General features: G+C 60.9%; 20 protein-coding genes. 9 read left to right on the forward strand and 11 right to left on the reverse strand.

Going from position 1 to position 23,166, the window contains the following annotated elements; translation table 11 throughout:
- Positions 1 to 182: 182 nt before the first annotated feature.
- Positions 183 to 902 (reverse strand): FadR/GntR family transcriptional regulator, encoded by a 720-nt coding sequence (locus GTU76_RS21895; protein WP_016984384.1) that lies wholly within the window; start codon positions 900 to 902, stop codon positions 183 to 185.
- A gap of 185 nt (positions 903 to 1,087) precedes the next feature.
- On the reverse strand, positions 1,088 to 2,824 hold the full coding sequence (locus GTU76_RS21900) for an IlvD/Edd family dehydratase (protein ID WP_093437804.1): 1,737 nt from the start codon (positions 2,822 to 2,824) through the stop codon (positions 1,088 to 1,090).
- 193 nt (positions 2,825 to 3,017) lie between these two features.
- Here GTU76_RS21900 and GTU76_RS21905 point away from each other — a divergent pair, with 193 nt between their 5' ends.
- The 8 genes from GTU76_RS21905 (at position 3,018) to GTU76_RS21940 (ending at position 9,830) form a co-directional block, all read left to right on the forward strand.
- A complete protein-coding gene (locus tag GTU76_RS21905; RefSeq protein WP_016984386.1) occupies positions 3,018 to 4,340 on the forward strand; it encodes an MFS transporter in 1,323 nt (440 codons plus the stop codon).
- Positions 4,341 to 4,492: 152 nt separating this feature from the next.
- Positions 4,493 to 5,485, forward strand: a complete 993-nt coding sequence (araD1, locus tag GTU76_RS21910) for an AraD1 family protein (protein WP_175554559.1) — start codon at positions 4,493 to 4,495, stop codon at positions 5,483 to 5,485.
- A gap of 9 nt (positions 5,486 to 5,494) precedes the next feature.
- Entirely contained in the window at positions 5,495 to 7,075 is a 1,581-nt protein-coding gene (locus GTU76_RS21915) for an aldehyde dehydrogenase (NADP(+)) (RefSeq protein ID WP_180699577.1), read from the forward strand.
- Positions 7,076 to 7,254: 179 nt separating this feature from the next.
- Positions 7,255 to 7,566 (forward strand): DUF5629 family protein, encoded by a 312-nt coding sequence (locus GTU76_RS21920; RefSeq protein ID WP_008088034.1) that lies wholly within the window; start codon positions 7,255 to 7,257, stop codon positions 7,564 to 7,566.
- On the forward strand, positions 7,553 to 8,728 hold the full coding sequence (locus GTU76_RS21925) for a lactonase family protein (RefSeq protein WP_016984390.1): 1,176 nt from the start codon (positions 7,553 to 7,555) through the stop codon (positions 8,726 to 8,728). Before GTU76_RS21920 ends, GTU76_RS21925 begins: the two co-directional genes overlap by 14 nt.
- A gap of 156 nt (positions 8,729 to 8,884) precedes the next feature.
- Positions 8,885 to 9,064: a hypothetical protein gene (locus tag GTU76_RS21930; RefSeq protein WP_026000548.1), complete on the forward strand. Its 180-nt coding sequence runs from the start codon at positions 8,885 to 8,887 to the stop codon at positions 9,062 to 9,064.
- A 299-nt stretch (positions 9,065 to 9,363) separates the two neighbouring features.
- On the forward strand, positions 9,364 to 9,576 hold the full coding sequence (locus GTU76_RS21935) for a hypothetical protein (RefSeq protein WP_016984392.1): 213 nt from the start codon (positions 9,364 to 9,366) through the stop codon (positions 9,574 to 9,576).
- Positions 9,573 to 9,830 carry a hypothetical protein gene (locus tag GTU76_RS21940; protein ID WP_016984393.1) on the forward strand — a complete coding sequence of 86 codons (258 nt, stop codon included), beginning with the start codon at positions 9,573 to 9,575 and terminating at the stop codon, positions 9,828 to 9,830. The genes GTU76_RS21935 and GTU76_RS21940 overlap by 4 nt, the downstream gene beginning before the upstream one ends.
- Before the next feature lie 7 nt (positions 9,831 to 9,837).
- Here GTU76_RS21940 and GTU76_RS21945 read toward each other — a convergent pair whose 3' ends face one another.
- From GTU76_RS21945 to GTU76_RS21955, 3 genes are read right to left on the reverse strand one after another with little or no spacing between them, the layout of a single operon-like run.
- Entirely contained in the window at positions 9,838 to 10,422 is a 585-nt protein-coding gene (locus tag GTU76_RS21945) for a glutathione S-transferase (protein ID WP_175554555.1), read from the reverse strand.
- Positions 10,419 to 14,060 (reverse strand): AAA family ATPase, encoded by a 3,642-nt coding sequence (locus GTU76_RS21950; protein ID WP_180699578.1) that lies wholly within the window; start codon positions 14,058 to 14,060, stop codon positions 10,419 to 10,421. Before GTU76_RS21950 ends, GTU76_RS21945 begins: the two co-directional genes overlap by 4 nt.
- Entirely contained in the window at positions 14,057 to 15,301 is a 1,245-nt protein-coding gene (locus GTU76_RS21955) for an exonuclease SbcCD subunit D C-terminal domain-containing protein (protein ID WP_016984395.1), read from the reverse strand. The genes GTU76_RS21950 and GTU76_RS21955 overlap by 4 nt, the downstream gene beginning before the upstream one ends.
- 330 nt (positions 15,302 to 15,631) lie before the next feature.
- Here GTU76_RS21955 and GTU76_RS21960 point away from each other — a divergent pair, with 330 nt between their 5' ends.
- Positions 15,632 to 16,024 carry a hypothetical protein gene (locus tag GTU76_RS21960; RefSeq protein WP_016984396.1) on the forward strand — a complete coding sequence of 131 codons (393 nt, stop codon included), beginning with the start codon at positions 15,632 to 15,634 and terminating at the stop codon, positions 16,022 to 16,024.
- A 178-nt stretch (positions 16,025 to 16,202) separates the two neighbouring features.
- On the opposite strand, the gene GTU76_RS21965 is transcribed toward GTU76_RS21960, so the two are convergent.
- Genes GTU76_RS21965 through GTU76_RS21990 form a run of 6 tightly spaced genes read right to left on the reverse strand, consistent with a single transcriptional unit; the run spans position 16,203 to position 23,048 of the window.
- Positions 16,203 to 17,840, reverse strand: a complete 1,638-nt coding sequence (locus GTU76_RS21965; RefSeq protein ID WP_175554549.1) for a BatD family protein — start codon at positions 17,838 to 17,840, stop codon at positions 16,203 to 16,205.
- A complete protein-coding gene (locus GTU76_RS21970) occupies positions 17,837 to 19,576 on the reverse strand; it encodes a tetratricopeptide repeat protein (protein WP_180699579.1) in 1,740 nt (579 codons plus the stop codon). Before GTU76_RS21970 ends, GTU76_RS21965 begins: the two co-directional genes overlap by 4 nt.
- Positions 19,573 to 20,652, reverse strand: coding sequence for a vWA domain-containing protein (locus GTU76_RS21975; RefSeq protein WP_016984399.1), 1,080 nt, complete (start codon positions 20,650 to 20,652; stop codon positions 19,573 to 19,575). Before GTU76_RS21975 ends, GTU76_RS21970 begins: the two co-directional genes overlap by 4 nt.
- On the reverse strand, positions 20,645 to 21,142 hold the full coding sequence (locus GTU76_RS21980; RefSeq protein ID WP_095050116.1) for a DUF4381 domain-containing protein: 498 nt from the start codon (positions 21,140 to 21,142) through the stop codon (positions 20,645 to 20,647). The genes GTU76_RS21975 and GTU76_RS21980 overlap by 8 nt, the downstream gene beginning before the upstream one ends.
- Entirely contained in the window at positions 21,139 to 22,083 is a 945-nt protein-coding gene (locus tag GTU76_RS21985; RefSeq protein WP_016984401.1) for a DUF58 domain-containing protein, read from the reverse strand. Before GTU76_RS21985 ends, GTU76_RS21980 begins: the two co-directional genes overlap by 4 nt.
- A 5-nt stretch (positions 22,084 to 22,088) precedes the next feature.
- A complete protein-coding gene (locus tag GTU76_RS21990; protein ID WP_003218556.1) occupies positions 22,089 to 23,048 on the reverse strand; it encodes an AAA family ATPase in 960 nt (319 codons plus the stop codon).
- Between the last annotated feature and the right edge of the window lie 118 nt (positions 23,049 to 23,166).

A 23,166-nucleotide genomic window follows, 5' to 3' on the forward strand; every position in this document is an offset into this window, starting at 1 on the left:
AGCCCTCTCCCGGAGGGAGAGGGGACTGATTGGGGAATATTGGAGATTTACACCGACTTGAACGATTTGCTTTGAATCCATAATCGACTCGGTTTTTCAGGTCGATGTATGACGCAGCACAACTCGGTCGGTCCCCTCTACCTCTGGGAGAGGGCTAGGGTGAGGGCAAGAGGGTTAAAAATTTAAGAGAGTTCTGTGCCAAGCACAACGCTGAGCGCACTACGCGCATCATCCAACTGCACCAACGTCGCATGCCGAGCCCCCAGCGCATCACGATTCTCGATCGCCGTCAAAATCGCTTTATGCCGAGGCAACGCCAATTCATGCAGATTCGGCCGCTGATTCGAGTGCTTCAACGCCTCGGCAATCGCCACCGATAACATGTTGCACAGGTTCGCCAACAGATCATTGTGCGTCGCATCGGCGATCCGGCTATGGAAATCCAGATCCGGCTGCAACAACGCTTCCGGCGTCGGCGCCGCCTCCATGCGCTGGTACGCCTCACCAATCGCCGCGATATCGGCATCGGTGGCGTGCTGAGCGGCGAGGGCGGCAGCCGCCGGCTCGATAATGCTGCGCACACTGGTCAGCACATTGAAAAACTCATTCTGCGGGCTGCTCTGCATCAACCAGTGCAGCACGTCCGGGTCGAGCATGTGCCATTCGCGGCGCGCCTTGACCACTGTTCCCACTCGCGGCTTGGAATACACCAGACCTTTGGCCACCAACACCCGCGTGGCTTCACGCAACACCGGCCGACTGACCGCGTATTCCTCGCAGAGCAAGGCTTCGGCGGGCAGTTTGTCGTCGGGCTTGAAGCGTCCGGAGACGATCTGCATGCCCAGTTCCTGGACGATGCGCGAGTGCATGCTTTTGCGGTCGGAGGGTTTGCGGTAATCCATGGGGAACGGCGCGATCCTGAGCGATGGAGATGCCGCGCATCATAGCAGGCACGGCACAATCTTGAGGCGGGTAAAGAACAACTGTGGGAGCGAGCTTGCTCGCGAAAGCGGTGGGTCAAACAACATTACAGTTGAATGTACCGCCGTCTTCGCGAGCAAGCTCGCTCCCACAGGGATTTGTGTGATCAGTGAGAGTGGCGCGGAACTTCAGCCCCTCGGCAACCGACCAGGAAGTCAAAGTCACAGCCCTGATCCGCCTGCAGCACATGGTCGATGTACAGCTGACGATAGCCGCCCACCAACAATTGCTGCGGTGGCTGCAGATCCGCCATGCGCGCGGCCAGTTCAGCATCCGGGATGTCCAGATGCAAACGCCCGGTGGCGCAATCCAGCTCGATCCAGTCGCCTTCCTGCACCGTCGCCAAAGGCCCGCCGGCCGCCGCTTCCGGCGCCACATGCAAGACCACCGTGCCGTACGCCGTGCCGCTCATCCGTGCATCGGAAATGCGCACCATGTCCGTCACACCCTGTGCCAACAGCTTGGCCGGCAAGCCCATGTTGCCGACTTCAGCCATGCCCGGATAACCCTTCGGCCCGCAGTTCTTCATTACCAGAATCGAATCCTTATCGACCTCCAGCTCCGGATCGTTGATCCGCGCCTTGTACATGTCGAAGTTCTCGAACACCACCGCGCGGCCACGATGCTGCATCAATTCCGGGGTCGCGGCGGACGGTTTGAGCACAGCACCGAGCGGCGCCAGATTGCCGCGCAACACGCAGATGCCACCGTCGGCGCGAATCGGATTGTCGAGCGTGCGGATCACCTCGTCTTCGCCATAGATCGGCGCGTCCTTGGTGTTCTCGCCGATGGACTTGCCGTTGACGGTCAGCGCATTCGGATTGGGAATCAGATTGGCCTCACCGAGACGGCGCAGCACCGCTGGCAAACCACCGGCGTAATAGAACTCTTCCATCAGGAAACGCCCCGACGGTTGCAGGTCGACAATGGTCGGCATGCCGCGACCGATACGGGTCCAGTCGTCCAGATCCAGCTCGACACCGATGCGCCCGGCGATGGCCTTCAAGTGAATCACCGCGTTGGTCGAACCGCCGATAGCAGCGTTCACACGGATAGCGTTTTCGAAGGCTTCTTTGGTCAGAATCTTCGACAGTTTCAAATCTTCGCGAACCATCTCTACCGCACGCATGCCGGACATATGCGCCAACACGTAACGTCGTGCGTCCACCGCTGGAATCGCCGCGTTGTGCGGCAGCGAGGTGCCGAGTGCTTCAGCCATGCAGGCCATCGTCGATGCGGTGCCCATGGTGTTGCAGGTACCCGCCGAACGCGACATGCCGCCCTCGGCCGCGAGGAAATCGTCAATCGTGATGGTGCCGGCCTTGACCTGCTCGCTGAGCTGCCAGACCACGGTGCCCGAGCCGATATCCTTGCCCTTGTGCTTGCCGTTGAGCATCGGCCCGCCGGTGACGACGATGGCCGGCACGTCGCAACTGGCCGCGCCCATCAGCAGCGCCGGAGTGGTTTTGTCGCAACCGGTCAGCAGCACTACGCCATCGATCGGGTTGCCGCGAATCGCTTCTTCAACGTCCATGCTCGCCAGGTTGCGGGTGAGCATGGCGGTCGGGCGCAGGTTCGATTCGCCGTTGGAGAACACCGGGAATTCCACCGGAAAACCGCCAGCCTCGATCACCCCGCGTTTGACGTGCTCCGCGATCTGGCGGAAGTGCGCGTTGCACGGGGTCAGTTCCGACCAGGTGTTGCAGATGCCGATGATCGGCTTGCCATGAAACTGGTGGTCGGCGATGCCCTGATTCTTCATCCAGCTGCGGTACATGAAGCCGTTCTTGTCGGCCGTGCCAAACCATTGGGCGGAGCGCAGGGTGGGTTTCTTATCAGACATGATCGATTCTCTTATTGTATGACTATAGTGTTCCAGCTACAGCTTAATCTAAGCGCAAAATCCTAGGTTTGGAAGTGTTGTTGGTGAATTAGTATTACTATATAGTCGTTTTCGACGGAGGGATGGCCCTGGCGGTTTTCCGTGAGAGGCGTCCCCCGAGGTTCTATAAAAACAACAATCGGAGACCGATCTCATGAGCCAGGAACTGCGGCTGATACGGCGCATTACGCTGAAACTGATTCCTTTCCTGATCCTGCTGTACCTGATCGCCTATGTGGATCGCTCCGCTGTCGGCTTCGCCAAGCTGCACATGGGCGCCGACATCGGCATTGGCGATGCGGCTTACGGCCTCGGCGCCGGGCTGTTCTTCATTGGTTACTTCCTCCTCGAAATTCCCAGCAACCTGATGCTCGAACGCTTCGGCGCACGACGCTGGTTTGCGCGGATCATGATCACCTGGGGCGCGATCACCATCGGCATGGCGTTCGTCCAGGGGCCGCACAGTTTTTACGTGATGCGCTTTCTGCTCGGCGCGGCCGAGGCGGGGTTCTTCCCCGGCGTTCTCTACTACATCACCCAATGGTTCCCAGTGCGCCATCGCGGCAAGATCCTCGGGCTGTTCATCCTTTCGCAACCGATCGCGATGATGATCACCGGCCCGGTGTCCGGCGGTTTGCTCGGGATGGACGGCGTCCTTGGCCTGCACGGCTGGCAGTGGCTGTTTATCGTCATCGGCACCCCGGCGATCCTGCTGACCTGGCCGGTATTGCGCTGGTTGCCGGACGGCCCGCAGCAAGTGAACTGGATGGATCAGGCCGAGAAAGACTGGCTGACCGGTGAGCTGAAAAAGGATCTGCAGGAATATGGCCAGACCCGTCACGGCAATCCGTTGCATGCGCTGAAGGACAAACGGGTGTTGTTGCTGGCGCTGTTTTATCTGCCGGTGACGTTGAGCATTTATGGCTTGGGTTTGTGGTTGCCGACGCTGATCAAACAGTTTGGCGGCAGTGACCTGGTCACCGGTTTCGTCTCGTCGGTGCCGTACATCTTCGGGATCATCGGGTTGCTGATCGTGCCGCGCAGCTCTGACCGTTTGAATGATCGTTATGGGCACCTCGCCGTTCTTTATGTGCTGGGCGCAATTGGCTTGTTCATGAGTGCGTGGCTGTCGTTGCCGGTGGCGCAGCTGGCGGCGCTGTGTCTGGTGGCGTTTGCGCTGTTTTCCTGCACCGCGGTGTTCTGGACCTTGCCGGGGCGGTTCTTTGCTGGCGCGAGTGCGGCGGCGGGGATTGCGCTGATCAATTCGGTGGGGAATCTCGGCGGGTACATCGGGCCGTTCGTGATTGGCGCGTTGAAGGAGTACACCGGGAATCTTGCGTCCGGCCTGTACTTCCTCTCGGGGGTGATGGTGTTCGGCTTGATTTTGACGGGCGTGGTTTATCGAGTGCTGGAACGCAAACACGTCCTGCCAGTGGACCAATTCGCCGCCAGCGCACGCGGCGCCACCCGCACCTGAATGCTGGAATTCACGCGAATCCCTTGTGGGAGCGAGCTTGCTCGCGAAGAGGCAATCACATTCAACATTGTGAGTGACTGATACACCGCTTTCGCGAGCAAGCTCGCTCCCACAGGGGATCTGCGGTGTTTTTGAGGGAATAGGAGAAAATCATGCATCTGGTTCAATTCGAATTAAGCAACGGCGAGCGCCGCGTCGGCGTGGTCGACAACGGTCTGGTGCGCGAAGTCCAGGACGCGCGCAGCGTGCGCGATCTGGCCCTGGCCGCCATCGAGGCCGGCCACTCCCTTGAGCAGCAAGTGCAAAACCTCGGTCTCGGCATCAGCCACGACTACGCCGAACTGCTCGCGCAACTGCGCATCCTGCCGCCACTCGACCACCCGGACCCGGCGCACATGTTGATCAGCGGCACCGGCCTGACCCACTTGGGCAGCGCCTCGGCGAGGGACAAAATGCACCAGCAGGCTGGCGACGAAGCGACGATGACCGACACCATGCGCATTTTCAAATGGGGCGTGGAGGGCGGCAAACCGGCGGCGGGGCAGGCCGGTGTGCAACCGGAGTGGTTCTACAAGGGCGACGGCAGCATCGTTGTGCGTCCGGGCCAACCTTTCCCGGTGCCACCGTTTGCTGAAGACGCCGGGGAGGAACCGGAGATGGCCGGCCTCTACATCATCGGCAGCGACGGCAAGCCTTATCGCCTCGGTTTCGCGGTCGGCAACGAATTCTCCGACCACGTCATGGAGCGCAAGAATTACCTGTACCTCGCACATTCGAAATTGCGCAGCTGCAGCTATGGTCCGGAACTTCGCACCGGTGAACTGCCTCAACATCTGGCAGGCACCAGCCGCATCCTGCGTGAAGGCGAAGTGCTTTGGCAGAACGAGTTTCTCAGTGGCGAGGCAAACATGTGCCATAGCCTCGCCAACCTCGAATACCACCACTTCAAATACCGTCAGTTCCTGCGCCCGGGCGACGTGCACATACACTTCTTCGGCACCGCGACTCTGTCGTTTGCCGACGGCATCCGCACGCAACCGGGCGACCTGTTCGAAATCAGCCAGGCCGAATTCGGCGCACCGCTGGTCAACGGCATTGTGCCGATCGCGGCCGCTTTTGAGCCGGACAGCATCGGCACCCTTTAAGGAGATCCCATGACTCAGATTCTCGGTCACAACTACATCGGCGGTCAGCGCAGTGCTGCTGGCGACGTCAAACTGCAATCCGTCGATGCCACGACGGGCGAACAATTGCCGCACGATTTCATTCAGGCCACGGTTGAAGAGGTCGACGCCGCCGCTAAAGCCGCCGCTGCCGCGTATCCTGCTTATCGCAGCCTCAGCGCCGAACGCCGCGCGCAGTTTCTCGATGCGATAGCCGATGAACTGGATGCGCTCGGTGATGATTTCGTCGCTGTGGTCTGCCGCGAAACGGCGTTGCCAGCCGGGCGCATTCAGGGTGAGCGCGGACGTACCAGCGGGCAAATGCGCTTGTTCGCCAAGGTTCTGCGTCGAGGCGATTTCTACGGTGCGCGAATTGATTTACCCCTGCCGGATCGTCAACCGCTGCCACGTCCGGATCTGCGCCAGTACCGCATTGGTCTCGGCCCCGTAGCCGTGTTCGGTGCCAGCAACTTTCCACTGGCGTTTTCCACGGCTGGCGGCGACACCGCATCGGCCTTGGCCGCCGGTTGCCCGGTGGTGTTCAAGGCTCACAGCGGCCACATGGCCACGGCTGAGCTGGTTGCCGATGCGGTGATTCGTGCAGCAGAAAAAACCGCGATGCCAGCCGGCGTGTTCAACATGATCTATGGCGGTGGCGTCGGTGAATGGCTGGTCAAGCACCCGGCGATTCAGGCGGTTGGCTTCACCGGCTCGCTCAAGGGCGGTCGAGCGCTGTGCGACATGGCTGCCGCACGGCCGCAGCCGATCCCGGTGTTTGCCGAAATGTCGAGCATCAACCCGGTGATCATTCTGCCGCAGGCCCTTGCCGAGCGTTCGGAAACCGTCGCCCGCGACCTGACCGCTTCGGTGGTGCAAGGCTGCGGCCAGTTCTGTACCAATCCGGGGCTGGTGATCGGTATTCGCTCGCCGCAGTTCAGCGCGTTCGTGCAGCAAGTCGCCGGTTTGATCGGCGATCAACCGGCACAAACCATGCTCAACGCCGGCACCCTCGGCAGTTACGGCAAAGGCTTGCAGAAGCTGTTGGCGCATTCCGGCATTGAGCATCTGGCCGGCAATCCGCAGCAAGGCAATCAGGCCCAGCCGCAGTTGTTCAAGGCCGATACCAGTCTGTTGATCGATGGCGATGAAGTGCTGCAGGAAGAAGTGTTCGGCCCGACCACGGTGATTGTCGAAGTGGCGGACAAGGCGCAACTCAGCGCTGCGCTGCATGGCCTGCACGGGCAACTCACCGCGACGATCATTGGTGAGTTGGCGGACTTTGAGCGCTTCCCTGAGCTGACGCCGTTGCTGGAACAGAAGGTCGGGCGGATCCTGCTCAACGGTTATCCGACCGGTGTCGAGGTCTGTGATTCGATGGTCCACGGCGGGCCGTATCCGGCGACATCCGATGCGCGCGGCACTTCGGTGGGCACGCTGGCCATCGACCGCTTCCTGCGCCCGGTGTGCTTCCAGAATTACCCGGACAGCTTGCTGCCGGAGCCGCTGAAAAATGCCAACCCGTTGCGCATCCAGCGCCTCGTCGACGGCAAGCCCTCACGCGACGCGTTGTAACTGACAGCCAATATCCCCTGTGGGAGCGAGCTTGCTCGCGAAAGCGGTGTATCAGAAACATATTTGTCGACTGACACACTGCATTCGCGAGCAAGCTCGCTCCCACAGGGGTAACAGCGGGGCCTCTGGATCACATTGAGCTATCATTGGCCCTTTCCCCCCTAGAAAGACTGTTTGCCATGACTGCCCAAACCCTTCTCAACGCTCTCGAACACTGCGGAATGGTCGAAATCGACGGCCTGCACGCCTTCGAATTCGCCCTCGATGAAGACGACAACCTGCACATCGAATGCATCGATGGCCGCGCGGCCAAGCATTGGGAATTCACTCCGGCTCAGGTTGCAGCGGCAACGTTTGATGACTCCCTGCAAAGCTGGCTGATCGTCGGTTATTTCAATGAAACCAAAGCGATCGGCGAACACCGCCTGGTCTGCCATGGTGACGTAGTCAGCAGCAGCGACGATGAGGATGACACTGATGAAAATGCGTAAATTCTGGCCGCTGCTGATGGCCGGCAGCGTCGGTGCCATGGGGCTTTCCAGCGCATCCGCCGAGAACTTCCAGTTGCTGGTCGGTTCCTACACCGCCAACACAAGCCAAGGCCTCTATCGAATGAACTTCGACAGCGCCACCGGCCAGATCGCCGCCAAACCGCTGCAGGTGGTCAAAAGCGAAAACCCGTCATGGCTGACCCTGTCCAAAGACCAGCGTAGGCTGTTCGTGGTCAACGAAAACGGCCCGGGCCAGAAAGACCCGGTCGGCCGCGTCAGCAGCTATTCGATTGATTCGAAAACCCACGCCCTGACTCTGATCAATCAGGTGCAGAGCCTGGGCAACGAACCGACCCATTCGAGCCTCAGCGGTGACGCCAGCCACTTGTTCGTCAGCAACTATTCGGTGGTGGAAGATCCGGGTGGAACGCTGGCGGTATTGCCGGTCGGTGCCGACGGCAAACTTAAACCCGTCGTGCAGATGAGCGCGCACCCGGCCAGCCGGGTCAATCCCGAGCGTCAGGCGTCGAACCACGTGCACTCGACGGTCTCTTCGCCGGACGGACGCTATGTGTTCTCCAACGACCTCGGTGCGGACAAAGTCTTCATCTACCAATTCGACCCGAAAGCCAACCCGGAGCTGCCGTTGACCCCGGCGAAAACCGCTTCGGTCGCCATGCCCGCCGGCAGCGGCCCGCGCCATCTGCTGTTCAGCGCAGACGGCAAACACGCCTGGCTGACCATGGAGATGAGCGCGCAAGTCGCGGTGTTCGACTATAACGACGGCGTGCTGACCCAGACGCAACTGGTCGATCTGGCCGCCGGCCAGCCGACTTCGGACAAGGCCGGTGCGGCGCTGCACGCCTCGGCGGATGGCAAGTTCCTCTACGTCAGCAACCGTGGCACCGCCAATCAGTTGGTGGTGTTTGCAATTGATCCGGCGAGCGGCCAGCTCAAAGAGCTGCAAAAACGCTCGGTGGAAGGTGATCACCCGCGCGAGTTCAGCCTCGACCCAAGTGGCAAATTCCTGCTGATCGCCAACCAGAAAAGCAACGAAATTGTCGTCGTCGAGCGCGACGGCAAGACCGGTCTGCTCGGCAAAACCGTGCAGAAACTGCCGATGGACGCGCCCAGCGACCTCAAGTTTCTAGTGCGACAATAAGCCACAGGCCCCGGTTTACGGGGCCTGCCTCTTTGTATTAATCGCGCTGATATCCGGTAATGCTACAAAGCATTTCAAGCGATCAACCCTCGAGCGTTAAGTTTGCTTCACGGCCCAACCGGGCAAACAAGCCAACCGAACACGAGGGTTACCGCCATGAACTTCAATCTCTTCTCTGTGATTGCCGCTTCCGCCATCTCTGCCACCGTGGTACTGCCAGCCGGTGCCAACGTTGAAATCGCCAGCAAAAAATCCCACACCCAGAGCTACACCCAGAAATACCTGCAACAGAGCGCCAACTTCTACGCCGCCCTGGATCACAAAGCCCAACACTGAAAGTCTGCACACAACTCCCTTGTAGGAGCTGCCGAAGGCTGCGATCTTTTGATCTTGTTTGATCGTTCCCACGCTCTGCGTGGGAACGATCGGCAAAAGCAAAATCAAAAGATCGCAGCCTTCGGCAGCTCCTACACGTGTGCGTGTGTTTTTCGCAGCACGATAGGTTTCTTCAAGCACGCAAATAGACTGGCTAAATAATCAACGAAGCTGATGTTTACTATGGCAAACCCTGAGTGGTTCGCGCGGCTTTTTTGATCGATTCTGTGGACATCGAAACATGCCCACGGGAGAACACCATGGCCAGCGCAATCCTTCATTCAGCCAAACGCGGCGCTTACCTGGCCATCGGTCTGTACCTGGCCGTGGTGTTGGTCGTCAGCATCGCCTCGCAGATGGAGCATCGCTTCGAGGCCCCGATTGAAGTCGCCCACCCCGGCATCCAGTTCGAAGTCCGCTCGCAAAGCGTGATGGTCGACCGGGCCGAACTCGCTGGAGTCGGCGGCGCATGAAAGGCTACAGACTTTGGGTGATCGCCGGTTTGGCATTCTTCACCAACGGCGCTTCGCTATTGGGAATCGGCCAAGGCTCGGTAGGCGCACTGGCGCGGGCCATAGAGGCCAATCACAATATCGCGCACAACATCGAACGGGCGAATACGCTGGGGCTGATGGCTGGCAATCCGCCGGTAAAAGTCTCGGCGGATTTTCTCGGGCCGTTCGAAGTGGATTGCATGGCGCTCGGCATGTGCAACGCGTTGGCTTGACCCTGAGTTACTTCTTCATGATCGAAGTGAAGAGCTCGGATTCGAGGAAACGCTGCAACCAGGCTTGTAAGCGAACATAGGGCGTCTGTGCAAACCACTCGCGATCCACATGGGCAAACTGCCGAACGAAGGGCAGCAGGGCGATATCTGCCAGGCTCGGATGATCAGCTAGCAAGTAATCGCGATCGATCAGCAACTCATCCAGCCTCTGCAAGAACGACGCCCCCTCAGTCCGATAAACCTCCATCGGCTGCTCGGGATAACGCTCGGCATACTTGTAGCGATTCAACTGCACCTTAAATCCGTGATCATTCGCCTCGATCAATTCAGCAATCCGCGAGTCGCCATCAAGCAACCAACCCTGCGGATCATGCTGCGCCAACGCCCAGCGCATGATCTCCAGGCTCTCGTCAATCACCTGCCCACCGGCATCCAGCACCGGTACCGTGCCTTTGGGTGAGATCGCCAGCATCTCGGCCGGTTTGGCCTTGAGGCTGACTTCAACGATCTCTGCCGGCACGCCCGAATAACGCAACGCCATCCGCGCCCGCATCGCGTAGGGGCAGCGGCGGAAGGAATACAGCGTGTTCATTTCACCTCCACTGTGCTCAAACCGTTGCCCTGACGCTGCACCTGAATCTGCACGGGAATCCGCTCGTGCATTTCCTGCACATGGGAAATCACCGCGACCTTACGGCCCTGCGCCTGCAAGCCATCGAGCGCATCCATCGCCAGTTGCAGCGACTCCGGATCGAGGCTGCCGAAGCCTTCGTCGATAAACAGCGATTCGATTTTCAGCGTACTCGACGCCATCGACGCCAGGCCGAGCGCCAATGCCAGCGACACCAGGAAGGTTTCACCGCCAGACAACGAATGCACCGAGCGCAGTTCGTCACCCATTTCCGTGTCCATCACCAGCAGGCCGAGCATGCTGCCGCCGCGTTTCAAGCGATAGCGTTTGACCAGTTGGCGCAGTTGCACGTTGGCGTGATGCACCAGCAAATCGAGGTTGTAGGCCTGGGCGATCTTGCGGAAGGTGTCGCCGGTGGCCGAGCCGATCAAGGCACTCAGGCGCGCCCAGCGTTGATACTCGGCGTAGGCCGAGGCGATCTGTTGCGCCAGCGCCTGATTGGCGTTCTGTCGGCGCTGATCTTCGGCCTGTTCGGCACGCAGTTCGGCGCATTGCTGCTCGCTGACCGTGAACTGGTTCTGCAGGTCGGTGAGGGCGCTGGCCAGTTGTTCGGCATCAAGGTTGCCGTTGTGTTGCGCCTGATGATCAATCAGACGCTGGTCACGTTCCTGCAACAACACCTTGGCCTGTTCGATGGCTTTCTCGTTGTGCTGCAAGCGCTGGCGCAGTTCGGCGACTTGCGCGTCGTCGATCCGCAACAGGTCTTCGAGGCCGCCGTCATCCAGTTCAGGATGGCGAGCGCGCCAGTCGGCAATCTTGCTGGCCAGATCCTGGTCTTCGCTTTGCAGCGCCTGCAAACGTTCCTGCTGCGCCTTGAGTTCGGCGGCAATCTGCACGAGTTGCGTGCGCACGTTCTGCAGTTCCTGCGCGGTGCCGGTTTCGGCATTGCGCGCCTGCTCAACCGCTTGCTCAAGCTGCTGCTGCCAGTGTTCGGCGCTGCTGTGCTCGCCGAGCAGTTGCGCCAGTTTTTGCTGGCAGGTGTGCTGTTGCTCGGTCAGCGCCGTGAATTGCTGTTCGGCACTGAGCAATTGCTGTGCGCGGGTCTGCTGACGATCCTGTTCTTTTTCCAGCGTCTGTTGGCGCTGTTGCTGTTCGGCCTGTTCTTCCTTCTGCTGATCGACTTGCGCCAGGCGCTCGGCGATCTGTCGGTCTAGCTGCATGAAGGTCGCCGCCGGTTCCTGGCGCAAGGCTTCAAGGGTATCGGCCGGCAGCAGATTGCCGAACGCGTTGAGTTCTTCGTCGAGGCGCTGACGGTCGCTGCTCAGCTCGCGCTGCTGATTGCTCAGGTGCTGCGCCGCTTGTTGATGCGCAGTTTCGGCCTGACGCAATTGCTGAGTCAGACGCGCGGCATCCTGTTGCAGGGTGAGCAGGGCGCTCTGGCGTTGTTCGTCCTGAGTGATGCTCTGGTTCAGTTGCTCGTTTTGCCGGGCGAGCCAGGCATCGCGCTTGTCGGCGTCCTGATTGAACAACTGCGCGGACAGCGGATGCACGTCGAGGCTTGGCGCCAACGCTTGTTGCTGGCTGGCCAGTTGTTCCTGCTGTTGCAGCAGTTCTTTCTGCTGAGCAATGACGCCAACGACTTCGGCGCGCAGCTCAGTGAGTTTTTCCTTGAGCTGATCGACGACTTTCTGGGCATTGGCCTGCTCGCTTTCATCGTGGCGGCCAAGGCTTTGCAGCAGCGCTTCAGGCTGATGATACGGGTGCTCGTTGCTGCCGCAGACCGGGCATGGTTGGTCGTCCTGCAACTGCGCGCGCAACTCTTCGACACTGGCACTGCGCGCCAGCCGCTGGCGCTCAAGCAGTTCGCGGGTGACGTTGAGGGTTTGCTCGGCAACGGTCAGGTCGGATTTGGTTTTTACGCCGTCCTGGGTCAGGCGCTCGCGCTCCTGCTGGGCGTTGAGTTGACGCTGCTGCAACTCGGCGCTGCGCTTGTCGAGATCCTGTTGCGTGGCCCACAGGCGCGACAGGTCTTCGAAGGCGCGCAGTTGTTTGCGATTGTCCTGCAGCAGCGTGCCGAGGAGGCCGATCTGCTCGGCGACCGCATCCGGTTCGGCGCCGGCCTCTTTGAACAGTACTTCCAGTTGCTGCTTTTGCGTGGTCAGTGCTGCGGCGCTGCGCGTGGCATTTTCTTCGAGACTCGCCAGTTCGGCTTGGCCCTTGTTCAAGCGGTTGCCGATCAGCATCAGCTGTTGCAGGCGATCACGGTAGGCATTCCACGCGTCACTCAGCGGCGCCAGATGAGTGCTTTGCTCAAGCTCGGCGGCGATGCGTTGCAGGCGCTCGCCGACCTGGGTCTGTTTTTCCAGCAAGGCTTGGATGGCGTTCTGGCCTTCGGTGCAAGCCTGCTGCGCATTGAGCTTGGCTTCGGCACTTTGCGCGACATCCTTGGCCAAGCGGGCGAGGGTGCTTTGCTCTTCAAAGGCCTGACGCAACAGTGGTGCGTTCTCGCTTTGCCGGTGCTGCGCGTCACTCAGGGCGACTTTCGCCGCTTCGAGATTCTGCTCCAGTTGCGTCTGGCGCTCGGTCAGCTCGCTGTGTTGCTGCGTGTGCGCAGCAATCTGTGCGGCCAACGGCGTCAGCAGGGCATCGAGTTCGGTTTTACGCGCGAACTGGTGCCGCTGCGGGCCGAGCTGCTCCAGTCGCGTCAGTTTCACCCGCTCGCCGGCCAGACTTTCCGATTGCTGCTGTGCACTGTGCAGTTGCTCGGATGCAGCTTGCTGCGCGTCCTGCAATACACGCAAATCCTTGAGCCAGCCGTGCTGTTGCTCAAGCTGTTTGAGCTGCGCCTGCTGCAACTTCATTTGTTGTTGCGCAGCGTTGAAGCGCTCGTCCAGATCGGCCCGGGCTTCGGGCGCCAGCGGGGTGACGCCAGTCGCTTGATCCTGCAACAGCTTGTGCGCTTCGCGAGCTTCTTTGGTCTTGTCGAAGGCGCGGCGGCCGAGGCGGGTGTACAGCGCGGTGTCGGTGAGTTTTTCCAGCAGCTCGCTGCGATCGTTGTCGTCAGCCTTGAGGAATGCGCTGAACTCGCTCTGTGCCAGCAGCACGGCGCGGGTGAACTGTTCGAAGTTCAGGCCGAGTGCGGCTTCCAGTTGCGTTTTGTATTCGCCTTTCTGGCTGGCGAGCAGTTGATCCTGATCGATGTCGCGCAGGCTCTGCCGGCTGGCCTGCAACTTTCCGCCGGCCTTCTCGCGGGCGCGGTTGGCTTCCCAGCGCGCCCGGTAACGGCGGCCATCGACACCGACAAAATCCACTTCGGCATAACCTTCACCGGTGCCGCGCCGCAGCAAGGTGCGCGGGTCGCCGGTGGCAATTTCGCCGTCGGCATCGGGGACTTTGGCGTCACGCCCGGTGTTGTTCAGGCGCGGCACCGCACCGAACAGCGCCAGACACAATGCGTCGAGCAGGGTGCTTTTACCGGCACCGGTCGGGCCGGTGATCGCGAACAAACCGGCGCTGGCCAATGGTTCAGCGGTGAAATCGATTTCGAACGGGCCGGCCAGAGAGGCAAGGTTCTTCAAACGAATGGCGAGAATCTTCATGGCTGCTCGCCCTCCAGTTGTACGTCTTGCAGCAGTTCGGCGAAGTCCTTCAGCGTCTGTTCGTCGACCTCGTTGCCGTAGTTGTCGAACCAGGCGCGGCTGAACAGTTCTTGCGGGGTGAGTTGGTCGAGTTCGATCAGCGCGGTGCCATCTTCCTCGCCGTTAGCGCCACGGTTGCCAGCGTATTCAGCGGCGATACGCACCAGGCGCACGGCTTTGCCTTGCAGAGCACTTTCCACTTGATGGCGCAGATCCGGCTGCGGCTCGTCGAGGGTTACGCGCACTTCCAGCCACGGCTGCCGCTGGGTTTCGGCGAGCAGATCGATGTTCGGCAGATCCGCCAGTTGCAGCAAGATTTCCGCCAGCGGTGCCGGGCCGATGCGTTGCAGGTTGACCGAGCGCGGGATCAGTTTCGGCTCGACGCTGACCAGCGTTTCGCCGTCGAGGATGACATCGAGAATCTGGTGCTGATAGCCAATCTCCGAAAACGACAACGGAATCGGCGAACCGCTATAGCGAATGCGCTCTTCACCGTTGACCTTCTGCGGTTTGTGCAGGTGGCCGAGGGCGACGTAGCTGATGCTCGGCCCGAACAGGCTGGCGGGCAGCGCTTCGGCGTTGCCGATGATCAGGCTGCGTTCGGAGTCCTCTGAAACGGAACCGCCGGCCATGTGCGCGTGGCTGATGGCGATCAATGCCTGACCGGGTTTGCGCTTGGCGTTGGCCGCTTCGATCAGCCACTCATGCACCTGACCGATGCCACGCAAATAGTTGTCGCCCAAGTGCGCGCCAGTCACCTCCGCCGGGCGCAGGAACGGCAGCGCCAGGCACCACGCGGCGACTTCGCCGGTTTTATCCGGCAACGGCAGCAGCAGGCGTTCGGCATCCAGTTGCCCGTCATCCAGCCACAACACCCGGCCCAACGCATGCGTGCGCAAACGGCGCATCAGCGGCGCGGGCAGTTCGATCCGCGAGCCGGAATCGTGGTTGCCGGCGATCATCACAATGGTCAGCAACGGTTGCTGCTCGTGAGCGCTGACGATGAAATCGTAGAGGCGTTCCTGGGCTTTGACCGGCGGATTGACCGTGTCGAAGATGTCCCCGGCAATCAGCAGCACATCCGGCTGCGCCAGTTGCAATTGGCGCAGCAACCATTCGAGAAAACAGGTGTGCTCGAAATCGCGCTCCTGGCCGTGCAGGTTTTGCCCAAGGTGCCAGTCGGAGGTGTGAAACAGACGCAAGGTGAACTCCGGTGCATTTAAAGAGGTGATGGCCGCGGGGAAATGATAGGCGGCGAAAGAGGGGAGAGTTTACAGATTATTGCGGCGGGAGGGCTTGTCGGGGAGGGCGCGCGCGATCGCGTCGATTTCAAAAATTGACCCCCTGACATCCACTGCCTACCATCGTGCCACTATATTGATATCGTTTTCGCTGCGTGCGAATCACCGCTGGTTGACCCGGAGGAGAGCGGAAAGGCGCGTTGAAAGTTTGTTCTTGTGCATGCATTTGAAATGACGACACAAAGCGCGTTGGGTAATGCTACGTGACGCTATTGTGATGGGGGAGTAGTAATGAATATTGGCGCTTGTGTTGACTTGCAAGGGTGGCTGGTAATTGAAAGTCATAAACTATTCCTTATTCCGGAAGCCTATTCCGAAAACTATGAGGATGGTGAACGCTATGAGATTTCAAGGCCGGAGATAATATTTGCTGTTGCAGAGTTGGTTCTTCCGCTCGGCGGTGGGAAAAGCTTTATATTTCACAGGTCAAAATTGTCGGGAGTTGTGGTCGGCGATTCGCCGATCAAAATAGATCCAGTGTTTCTGTCTGTTGAGGAGAGAGGACGTGGATATATTTCCATAGATGTTGCAGCTGCTTCTCTAGATAAATACAGAGAACGCTATCAGGCTTTTTTTGAAAAGGGACGTTCGGGTAATTCAAATGACTGGTTGGACTATTTATAAGGATGTAATCGTCTGCCCTCTGGAAATGGCAGGTGAACTTTAAACCTGCGCATCAATCTGCGTGCCGCCGATTGCCTTTAGCCTTTTTTAATTTTTAGCAAAAGCAAAAGATCGCAGCCTTCGGCAGCTCCTACAGTAGTTATGTGTAGGAGATGCCGAAGGCTGCGATCTTTTGCTTTTACTTCGGATAAAGCGGCGGTAACCCACTATCACCCACCGGATCCTGCACCCGTTCCGCCGCCGGAATGGTCCGAATCGCCCGCCACAAATCCTCACCCTGCCAATGCTGCCCCGTTTCGCTGTACAGCGCACCATTCAACCCATCCAGCGCATCCGACAACGGCACAAACCGCGCTGCCATGTCCGCCAGTGTCTCCGGCTGCTGCCGCGCCCACGCATCCAGTGCCTGCCGCGTCGCCTGCGGGTCATTCGCCTGGCTCGCCCGTTTGATGTCGTCCATCAACGTGCGTGGGCTCGGGCCGGTTTGTGCGGCGCGATGCACCGCTGGTTGCCAGCGCGCGCGCCACCACAGGCCGAAGCCGAGGAGGGTGGTGCAGGCCAGAATCAGCGTGCTGAGTTTCCACCACCACAACACGTCGTTATCGGCGACGCTCGGTTGCAGATTGCCGGCCGGGGTGTCGACTTGCAGGCTTGGGTTGTTGGCCACTTGCAGGGTGCGCGCGGGCAGGCTGCTGTGTTCCAGATGGTCTTCGAAGGTGTTCCACCAGACCACGTCCACCGTCGGCAAGTCGATGGCGCCGCTGCGGTTCGGCACCAGCGCTTCGCGTTCTTCGCGGCTGCCGACGATGCCACGGTCAGTGCTCTGGTTGCTCAGCACCGGTTGATCGGGGTAGCGGCGCAGACCATTGACGTCGGTGGCGGGCAGCGCTGGCAGTTGCGAGCTGGCAAGACCTTCGACCTTCAACGTCAGGCTGCGGGTCAGGGAATCGCCGACCTGAGTGTGTTCCGGCTCCGGGTTCCAGCTTTCGCTCAGGCTCAGGCTGCGCGCGGGCAGCCATGGCGCGTCGATGGGGTAGGTCAGGGGTTTGGGTTTGACGGTCAGGGGGATTTCGGCGGAGCTGACGCGCATCAGTTTGCCCGGCTTCGGCCCCTGTGCATTGGCGTCCTGAGACGGCTGCGTGTCGACCAGTGTGGCGCTGAACGTCTGCGGCGCAATGGTCAGCAAACCGCTGTGCTGCGGGTAGATCGCGTAGCGCATTTCGATCACGCCATGGCGCACACCGTTGAGGTCTTTTTCGTAGGTGCGCGTGTCGCCCAGTTGCTCGATGCGCGCATCGGCGATTTGCAGCGGCGTCAGGCTGCTGTCGTCGTAGAGCGACACCGAATGGTAGATGCGCAACGTCAGGATCGCCTGCGCCTGCACGTAGACGCTGGACTGATCGAGGCTGGCCTCGATGAACACTGGATCAAGGCTGTTCTGGTTCTCGCGGGTGTCGCTTTCGACCACTTGCACGGTGATCGGCTGGCTCTGCGCGTCGCCCAGTTGCAGCGGCGGGATCACCACGCTGCCGTTCTCTTTCGGCAGCAGGGTGATGATCCAGCGCGTGGTCGCGCGGTTGTCGCCATTGAGAGTGTTGAGCTGGTTGACCTGCCGCGTGCCGCGCACTTCGAACAACGCTTCCAGCGCGGTCAGGTCAGGTTTGCCGAACTGGGTGACGTCGCTGGTTTCGAGGGTGAGTTCGACCGTCTCGCCGGAATTCAGGCGACTGCGATCCACACTGGCGGTCAGCTCGGCCGCGTGGGCGGTGGCCGTGCAGATCAGCAGGGGCAGCAAGAGAGCGGTGAAGCGGGTCATCGAGTGTTTTCCTGATCCTGATGTTGTTGCTGTTCGTACCAGAATTTGCGTCGCAGCAGTTCGCCCGGATCATCCGGGATCTTGCCCAGCCATTGCTCCAGTGCCTGACGTTGCTCGCCTTCGAGGTTGTCTTCACTCGGGCGCAGCGTCGGCACGGTGTCCGTTTGTTCTTCCTCGTCGCTGCCCGGCACTTCGTTGGGGCCTGGCTGCGGCGGCGTGGTCGGTGGCGGTTCGCTGGCCGGTTCGACGGGCTGCGACGGGCTCTGGGTTTCACTTTTCACGGCGGGCGGCGGCGTGGTCGCGGGCGCGGGTTCGTCGCCCGGCAGACTTTGCTGCTCGCTCGGCTTGGTGTCCGACTCGGCGGGCGGCGGGGTGTTTTTCTGCTTGAGCAGATTTTCCACCAGCGCCTTGTTGGTCTGTGCCGGGCGCAAATCCGGTTGCAGTTCCAGCGCCTGTTCATAGGCGTCGATTGCCGCATCCAGCTCACCGCTTTTTGCCAAAGCGTTGCCACGATTGTAGTGGGCGCGGGCATCGCTGCCTTCGGCGAAACGCTGAGCGGCGCCACTGTAGTCGCCGGCCTCGTACAACGCCACCCCTTGCCATTGGTGATCTTCGAAATGTTGCGCCGCCTCGGCCGGGCGTTTCTGTTTGAGCAGGTGCAAACCCTGTTGGTCGGGGCGCAGCCACAAATCCTCAAAGTCAAAAGCGTAGCTCGGCTGCGGCAAGCAAAACAGCAACGGCAGGCAGAACAACCAGCCACGACGCCCGGCACACGCGGCGAGCAGCAACAGCGGCAACAGCAGCCAGTAACCCTGATCGGCCCAGGTATCGAGGCGCACGGTCTGGCCGTCGTCGCGCAGACTGCGCGGGCCGTTGAGTAGGCCGAGCGCACCAAGATCCGCTTCGTCGAGGCGAGCAGGGTGGTATTCGCCACCGACGCTGTTGAGGAAAGCGCTCAGGCCCGGACTGTCGAGTTGCGGCACGCGAATCGCGCCTTGCTCGTCCTTGAGGAAACTGCCGTCCTCCTGAGCGATCGGCGCACCTTCGGCGGTGCCGACGCCAAGCATCAGCAACTGCGTCGATTGCCCGCTCAGGGCGCGACGAATGCCTTGGCGTTCTTCTTCATCGAGCGACGAGCCGATCAACAGAATCCGCCCCTGACCGAGCGCACCCTGTTTCAGCAGCGCCAGTGCTTTGCCGACGGCCAGATCGGCACGGTGGCCGCTTTCCGGCATCAGCGACGGTTTCAGCGCATCGAGCAGATTGCGACTGGTCGCCAGATCATCCGACAGCGGCACCAGCGTGTGTGCGCTGCCGGCGTAGACGACGATGGCGGTCTGCGCATCGCTGCGTGCCTGCAACAGGTCGAACACCTTGCGCCGCGCCTGTTCCAGTCGTGTCGGCGGCGAGTCGGTGGCGAGCATTTCCGGGGTCAGTTCCAGCACCACCACCAACGGGTCGGCGGGTTTCTGGCTGGTCTGTTCGACGCGCTCCCAACTCGGCCCGAGCAGCGCCAGAACCGTCAGCAACCACGCCACGCCGAGGGCAATCCACGGTAGTTTGCTGTCGCGACCGTTACCGCCGCTGAGCAGGGTGGCATGAAACGCCGGCGGCAAAATCATCTGCCAGCGCCCGGCGCGTTTCTGCCGGTGCCAGAGTTGCCAGATCAACCAGCCGAGCAGCGGCAGCAACAGCAACCACCACGGACGGAACCAGTGCGGCCAGAGCGCGATCATCGACGCCTCCGCAGACGCAGGCGCTTGAGGCGCTCGCGCCAGTCAGGCAGCGGACTTTGCAGGTACAGCTCCTTGGTAAACAGGCGTTGCAACGGGTTGTCCGGCCACAATTCACGGCTGACCAGTAACAGACTCAACCATAGCGCCAACGCCAAAGGCCAGTGATACAAGGCCTGTGCCGGACGCGCTTGGGTGGGTTGTTGAGTCACCGGTTCGAGTTGATCGAGGGTGTCCTTGATCGCTTGCAGTTCTTTGCCGTCGTGGGCACGGAAATATTGGCCGCCAGTGACTGCGGCGATGGCTTTGAGTGCCGGCTCATCGAGGTCCAGGCTCGGATTGACGCCAAGCAGGCCGGTCGAGCCGCTGTCCTCGGGATTGGCGCCGATGCCGATCGGATAGATCTTCACGCCTTCACTGGCGGCCAGTTTTGCCGCCGTCAGCGGATCGATTTCGCCGCCATTATTGGCGCCGTCAGTGACCAGAATCAGCACACGACTTTGCGCCGGACGCAGGCGCAGGCGTTTCAGCGCCAGACCGATGGCGTCGCCGATCGCGGTGTTCTTGCCGGCAATGCCGATGCGCGCTTCGTCGAGCCAGACGCGCACGGTATGGCGATCAAAGGTCAGCGGCGCTTGCAGATAGGCCTGACTGCCAAACAGGATCAGGCCGACACGATCACCCTCGCGGCTTTCAAGGAAGTCGCCGAGCAGGTGCTGAACCAGGGCCAGGCGACTGACTTCTTCGTCCTGCCATTGCATATCGGGGAAGTCCATCGAGCCGGACACATCCACTGCGACCAGCAGATCGCGACCACTGGCGGCAATCGGCAACGGCTCGCCAAGCCATTGCGGACGGGCGGCGGCGGTCAGCAGCAACAGCCACAGCAGCATGAACGGCGCCTGTTGACGCCACGCGGGAAGGTTGGCGCGGGCACGACGGCGGGCGAGGCCTTCCAGATCGGCGAGGAAGCTGACTTTCAGGGCTGGCTCGCCACTGTCGGCCACCGGCAGCACGAGGCGCATCAGCCACGGCAGCGGCACCAGCACAAAGATCCACGGCCAGGCGAACTCAAACATGTTTGCGAATCCACGTGTCGACGGCCTGGGTCAGGCCGGCGATGGCTTTGTCGTCGAGTTTGCATTCCGGTTTGTAAGCGCCTTCGACCAGCACCATCCAGCGCGTCAGGCCCGCCGCCGGGCAGCGGTTATCGAGGAATGCCAGCCATTTTCGTCCGTTGAGGGTGTGGCTCTGGCTGTAGGGATAGTGGTTGCGGCACAGGCGTTTGAGCAGGCCGTTGAGTTGTTGCAACCACGCACCGGCCGGGGCGCCGTCGTAGGGTTTGGGCATCTGGGCGAGTTCGGCGAGGGCGGCAATGCGCACAGGATCGAGTGGCTGTTCGGCACGCACGATCGGGCGTTTTTTCATCGGGATGAAACGGCGCAGACGCCACACGGCGAATCCGAGCAGTGGCAGCAACAGAAGCAGCAGCCACCAGCCCGGCGCCGGCGGCCAGAAGGCAATCGGTGGCGGCGAGATCAGCGGTTGCAGTTGTTCGAGGCCGTTCATCGACTTTTGCCCGGACGCTGCGGATTGAGGAATTCGCGCATCTGCTCGACCATTTCACTTTGCGTACTCAGCGGCATCAGCAATACCCGCAGCTTTTGCGCGAGCAGTTCCCAGCGAGCGATGCGCGCTTCGGCCTGAGCGCGATAGGTCTGACGCAGGTCGAAATTCAACGTGTCGAGTTCGAGCTGTGCGCCGCGTTCAGCGAACCTGAGCAGGCCGGCAGCGGGGAGGGCGTGATCGAGTGGATCGGAAATCGGCAGCATCAACAGATCGCAATGGCGCGACAGCAGACTCAACTGTTGCTCGGCGCTGTCGGACAACGCGCGTTCGTCGCAGATCACGATGGCCAGGCTGCCCGGGCGCAGCACTTCACGGGCGCGGCGCAGGGCCACGCCAAACGCATCGCGATCCGGCTCACGCTCGCTGTGCAGCGATTGATTGACCTTGACCAGACGGTTGAGCAATTGCAGCAGGCTCTGTTTGCTGCGTCGCGGTTTGATTTCGTAGTGTTCGTTGTCGCCGAACACCAATCCGCCGACGCGGTCGTTATGGCCGAGCGCGGCCCAACCGATCAACGCCGCGACTTGCGCCGCGAGCACCGATTTGAACATCAGTCCGGAGCCGAAAAACAGCCGCGTGCTTTGCTCGACCATGATGAAAATCGGCCGTTCGCGTTCTTCATGGAACAGCTTGGTGTGCGGCTCTTGCGTGCGCGCCGTCACGCGCCAGTCGATGGTGCGCACGTCGTCGCCGGCCTGATAGACCCGCACCTGATCGAAGTCGACACCGCGACCACGGAATTTCGAGTGATGCAGGCCGATCAGCGGGCTGCGCTGACTCGGCGTGGAAAACAGCTGCACTTCACGCACCCGGTGGCGCATCTCGATCAGCTCGGCGAGGCTGACGCGAATACCGGGTTCGGAAGGCTGGGGGGCGTTCATGGGGGTCAAGCGACGGCTACGACGTCGAGAATCCGCTGCACCACCCGATCCTGATCGATGCCGGCGGCTTCGGCTTCAAACGACAAAATGATGCGGTGACGCAACACGTCGAACAGCACCGCTTGGATGTCTTCGGGGCTGACGAAGTCGCGACCGGCCAACCACGCGTGGGCGCGGGCACAGCGGTCGAGAGCGATGGAACCGCGCGGGCTGGCGCCATAGGCGATCCACTCGGCCATTTCCGGGTCGAACTTGGCCGGGGTGCGAGTGGCCATGACCAGTTGCACCAAGTATTCCTCCACGGCGTCGGCCATGTACAAACCGAGGATTTCCTTGCGCGCGGCGAAGATTGCCTGCTGGCTGACGCGGCGCTCGGGTTTGGTTTCGCCGTTCAACGCTTCGCCACGGGCCTGCTGCAGGATGCGGCGTTCGACGGCGGCGTCCGGGAAACCGATTTTTACGTGCATCAGGAAACGGTCGAGTTGCGCTTCCGGCAGCGGATAGGTGCCTTCCTGCTCGATCGGGTTCTGCGTGGCCATCACCAGAAACAGCGGCGACAGCTCATAGGTACTGCGGCCGACACTGACCTGACGTTCAGCCATGGCTTCGAGCAGCGCCGATTGCACCTTGGCTGGGGCGCGGTTGATTTCGTCCGCCAGCACCAGGTTGTGGAAGATCGGCCCTTGCTGGAACACGAAACTGCCGGTTTCCGGACGATAGATCTCGGTGCCGGTGATGTCGGCCGGCAGCAGGTCAGGAGTGAACTGGATGCGATGGAACTGGGCTTCGATGCCCTCGGCGAGTTCTTTGATCGCTTTGGTCTTGGCCAGACCCGGAGCACCCTCGACCAGCATGTGGCCGTCGGCGAGCAGGGCGATGAGCAAACGCTCGATGAGTTTTTCCTGGCCGAGAATCTGCGTTGAAAGAAAGGTTCGCAGCGCCAGCAGCGCTTCACGATGTTCCATCGGTGACTGTTCCTGGAAAGGGGTGGCCACAGGCGTTCGGATAACGCCGGGGCTGGGGGCGTTACTTTAATCCATCGCGGGGGGTGGCGACTAACGGCATTTTGCGCAAAGTGCGGGA

The organism is Pseudomonas crudilactis, from assembly GCF_013433315.1.
GTDB lineage: Bacteria > Pseudomonadota > Gammaproteobacteria > Pseudomonadales > Pseudomonadaceae > Aquipseudomonas > Aquipseudomonas crudilactis.